The sequence below is a fragment of the Pseudoalteromonas sp. SR45-5 genome (assembly GCF_014163565.1).
Lineage (GTDB): Bacteria > Pseudomonadota > Gammaproteobacteria > Enterobacterales > Alteromonadaceae > Pseudoalteromonas > Pseudoalteromonas distincta.
The window spans coordinates 1-4745 of the sequence record NZ_JACJDN010000304.1 but is presented as its reverse complement, the minus strand read 5'-3'; the positions used below and the strand labels follow the sequence as shown (position 1 = coordinate 4745).

Genomic DNA, 4745 nt, shown 5'->3' with positions numbered 1-4745 from the left:
TGCTGAAGAAGCTAAAACAACCGCAAAACAAGACGCGTTTGAAAAAATCGAAGTCACAGCTCGTAAACGTACAGAGAGCTTATTTGAATCTCCAACCGCTATCACATCAATTGGGGCGAACCTAATTGATAAAGCCAATATGAGTAATCTTGAAGATATTGGTAAATATGTTCCAAACTTAAACATCACCCGTTACGGTGTTGGTAATGCAGCACATGCGTCTGTGTTCATTCGTGGTATTGGTCTGCAAGATCACATAATAACTACTGATCCAGGTGTAGGCGTATACTTAGATGGCGTTTATTTAGGTCGTCAAATGGGTTCTAATTTATCATTACCTAATGTTGAGCGTGTTGAAGTGCTTCGTGGTCCACAAGGTACTTTATATGGTCGTAATACATTAGGTGGCGCTGTAAATGTAATTACAAAGCAACCTGGTGATGAAGGTATTGTAACTACTTCAGCTAAGCTGGGAAGTCGTGGACGTATTGCTGGTGATGTTTATTTTAATAACTCACTAAACGATGAACTAAGCATGTCTGCGAGTGCATCTTACAAAACACGTGATGGTGTTGGTGAAGCTGTTAATTTAGCAAATCCAGAGAAAGAAATTGGTGAGGAAGAGGAATTCAGTGGTCGTGTAGCCCTTAAATGGCAAGCGAACAGCGATTTAGCATTCACTTTTGCTTTAGATGGAGTTGATAACGAGTCAGGTCAATCGCCTTACACAATTGAATTAACTGACCCGCTAGATGCAAACGATGTGTTTAATGGCGACTTCCCATTATTGACTCAAGATTTAATTCCATCAGACCCTGATGATTTAGGTACAACCGTTGCAGGTATTGAATCAACTTCTTACTCAGGTTGGGGCACATCGTTCTCGGCTGATTGGGCAATTAACGATACTTATACTACTAAATTTATCTCAAGCTACCGTACATCTGAGTATGAAGGTGGCCTAGATGACGATGCATCACCTTTAAACTTATCTGAGTTTCCAGAAGAGGGCGGAGCTGATCAGTACTCGTTTGAAATTCAACTAAATGCAACATTTGATAATATGGACTTTGTGTCAGGCCTTTACTTTTTTAATGAAGATGGCTTTACACGTTCAGGCCCATTTGTATTCAGCCCATTTAATACACCCAATGGCTTATTGAATGACGGAGTAACAGAATCATTTGGTGGTTACGGCGATTTTGAAATTAACCAAGAAACTAATTCTTACGCAGCCTACTTTAATGCAAGCTACGATTTAACTGACGATTTAACGGTAGGTGGTGGTCTTCGTTATTCAAAAGATGAAAAAGATGCAAATGCTATATTCCCATCATTTCCTACTCGTAAGTATGTAAGTGCAGATTTTGATGCAGTTACGTGGGATGTAAATGCATCTTATCAGCTTAGCAATAATATGAATGTGTATGGCCAGATTCAAAAAGGCTACCAAACAGGTGGTTTTCCACCGCGCCCATTTGGTGGACCAGACCAGTTTGTATCATTTGACGAAACGAAAGCGGTTAACTACGAAATGGGTCTAAAAGGCCAAGTACACGAAAATGTATCTATGATGCTTGCGGTATTTGTGACTGATTACACTGATTTAGCATTACCATTTTCAGACCCAACAGCAGGTGGCGGTTTTGTAACAATTGTAGAAAATGCGGGCCAGTCTAAAGCACAAGGTATTGAGCTTGAAACAACAGTCGCTATTACTGATGACTTTACTATTCGCAGTGCAGTTGGTTATTTAGATTCTGAAATAACAGAAGTGGCTGAGGGTGTACAAGGTATAGGTAAAGGCGATTCACCTGCACTTACACCACGCTGGACTGTTATGGTTGCACCTTCTTACTTTATGGATTTAGAGAGCGGCGCAACACTTGCATTTAATGCTAACTATTCGTACCGAAGCGAAATGCAAGGGCAATCAGTTTATAACCAAAGTGAGACCATTGATTCTCGTGAACTAGTTGGTTTTAATATTTCCTACACTAATCCATATGGCGATATGGAAATTACACTGTATGGTGAAAACGTTCTAAACGAAGTTTACGATGTTGGTCGTCTACAACAATCAGGTTTTGTTGGCGTAATGCGTAGTAATGATCGAAGTGAATTTGGTTTGAAATTCAAAAAAGATTTTGAGCTATAAACTAAAATCAAGTAAATAAAATATAATGTAATTGAAGTTTATTTTGCATAATAAAGGCCGAATCATGCTGTGATTCGGCCTTTGTGTATTCAATAGTAAGGTTATTATTTGCATCGTTTAAATTCCTAATTTTAATTGCTGATTTAAAACAATCCACATCTCCATTTTTGAGTGTTTGTATTAACTATAATGCACCTTTTTAGTTTGTGTAAAGGTTAGGTTGTTCGCTACAATGGCGCCTCTTAATTGCCAAACGGACTCTGTAATGAAAATTCTTGCCGATCAAAATATGCCTTTAGTTGAGCAGTACTTTGCAGACTTTGGTGAGGTTGAGCGTTTTGATGGTCGTAAATTAACGCCTGAACAATTAATAGATGTAGATGTTCTTCTTACTCGTTCGGTGACGAATGTTAATCATGAACTTTTGGTACAAGCTAACAAGTTGAGCTTTGTAGGTACTGCCACAATCGGCATTGACCATATTGATACGCAATTACTACATGACAGAAATATTGCTTTTACAAGTGCACCTGGTTGTAATGCGGTTGCTGTAGCTGAATATGTAATTAGTAGCTTATTTGCATTAAGCCAAGAAAATGCGCGTCCATTGTGTGGTCAAACAATTGGTATTGTAGGGATGGGCAACATTGGTACATGCTTGGCGCAAAAATTAAAAGCATTCAACGTAGTTGTACTGCTGTGCGATCCGATTAAGCACGAACAAGGCTTACTACAAGAACATGTAGCGCTTGACGAGTTATTAGCGCAATCAGATGTTGTTACTTTTCACGTTCCCCTTGTTAAAAGTGGCGAGCATAAAACACTGCACATGATGGGGAAAGAGCGTTTAAAAGCACTTAAGCCAGGAACCACGCTAATTAATGCAAGCCGTGGCGATGTAATTGATAACCAAGCATTGCTTGAGGTAATGGAAGCTGGGGCTGATTTAGATTTAGTACTTGATGTATGGGAGAAAGAACCCAATATTTTAACTGAATTACTAGAGCATGTTCGTTACGCTAGTGTGCACATTGCAGGGCATACACTTGAGGGGAAAGCTCGTGGTACACAAATGTTGTATCAAAAACTGTGTCAGCTCAAAGGTGTTGAGGCGATTAAATCGTTGGATGATTTTTTACCAACACCAGCCGTTACAAATGCAACTGTTACGCAAAGCCTTAATGAGCAAGATATTGCTCGTTTAGTGCATTTAATTTATGACGTTCGCCGCGATGACGGAATTTTACTTCGTCGCCTAGAGAGCGAAGGCTTCGATAGTTTACGTAAAAACTATCCTATAAGGCGAGAATTTAGCACCTTATTTCTACAAGGTGATAGCCCACAACTAGCAGCACTTAGCCAGCTTGGCTTTAGTATAGCTGAATAATTATTTAACTAACGATGTTGTTTTAATGTCGTTTATAGAGGAAGAAATATGTCGCAAAAATATAACGTTGCCGTACTTGGCGCTACTGGTTTAGTAGGCCGTCAAATCATTGAAACGCTAGCAGATCGTAAGTTTCCTGTTGATCAGCTTTTTTTACTTGCTAGCAGCCGCAGCGCAGGTGAAGATATAAAGTTTCGTGGTGAGACCATTGAAGTACTTGACGTTGAAGGCTTTGACTTTAGCCAAGCGCATATAGGTTTGTTTTCTGCTGGTGGCAGTGTATCTGAAAAATATGCTCCTATTGCTGCTGAAGCCGGCTGTATTGTAATCGATAATACATCGCACTTTAGAAATGATTTTGAAATACCACTCGTGGTGCCAGAAGTTAATGCTTCAAGCCTAGCTGATTTTAGAAATCGTAATATTATTGCTAACCCTAACTGTTCAACTATTCAGATGATGTTAGCACTTAAACCAATTTATGATGCTTACGGAATAGACCGTATTAATGTATCTACTTACCAAGCTGTATCGGGTGCAGGTAAAGACGCGGTTGATGAACTTGCAAAGCAAACAGCTAATTTGATGAATGCACGCCCTATGGATAATAAAGTATTTCCAAAGCAAATTGCATTTAACGTTATTCCTCAAATTGATAGCTTTGAAGATAATGGCTATACGCGCGAAGAAATGAAAATGGTAAACGAAACTCATAAAATTTTGGGTGATACCACTATTGCAGTGAACCCAACGTGTGTACGTGTTCCCGTATTTTTTGGGCACTCAGAATCAATTAATATTGAAACGCGCATGCCTTATGACTTTGAACACGTTAAACAACTTTTAAAAGACGCGCCGGGTGTCGAGCTAATTGATGATGAAGGTGACTACCCAACAGCAGTGTCTGACGCTAGTGGTAACGATACTGTGTATATAGGTCGATTACGTGCTGATATTTCTCATCCTCATGGATTAAACATGTGGGTTGTAAGTGACAACACTCGTAAAGGTGCTGCAACTAATAGCATTCAAATTGCAGAAGAGCTTATTGCCAATTACATGTAATAGTTAATTGCGCTAAACATGCTTTTGAAGCGGTAAACAGTAGTTGTTTGCCGCTTTTTGTTTATATGGCTTGTCAAATTTTTGCCGTTTAATTTTAAAAATACAAAAACTGATTGATAACACTCAATAAATTAA

The 4745-nt window shown here is 39.0% G+C and carries 3 protein-coding genes; all 3 read left to right on the top strand.

Features of this window, described 5'->3' with window-relative positions; all coding sequences use genetic code 11:
- Positions 1–2158: TonB-dependent receptor (locus H5072_RS12040; RefSeq protein ID WP_182693653.1), on the top strand; the 2158-nt coding region annotated here is incomplete at its 5' end.
- A 265-nt stretch (positions 2159–2423) separates the two neighbouring features.
- Positions 2424–3545 (top strand): 4-phosphoerythronate dehydrogenase, encoded by a 1122-nt coding sequence (locus H5072_RS12035; RefSeq protein ID WP_182693652.1) that lies wholly within the window; start codon positions 2424–2426, stop codon positions 3543–3545.
- A gap of 48 nt (positions 3546–3593) precedes the next feature.
- A complete protein-coding gene (locus H5072_RS12030; RefSeq protein WP_024594855.1) occupies positions 3594–4610 on the top strand; it encodes an aspartate-semialdehyde dehydrogenase in 1017 nt (338 codons plus the stop codon).
- Positions 4611–4745: the final 135 nt, after the last annotated feature.

Coding starts and splice junctions, on each gene's coding strand:
- H5072_RS12035 (WP_182693652.1), top strand. CDS start 2,424: ATGAAAATTCTTGCCGATCAAAATATGCCTTTAGTTGAGCAGTACTTT.
- H5072_RS12030 (WP_024594855.1), top strand. CDS start 3,594: ATGTCGCAAAAATATAACGTTGCCGTACTTGGCGCTACTGGTTTAGTA.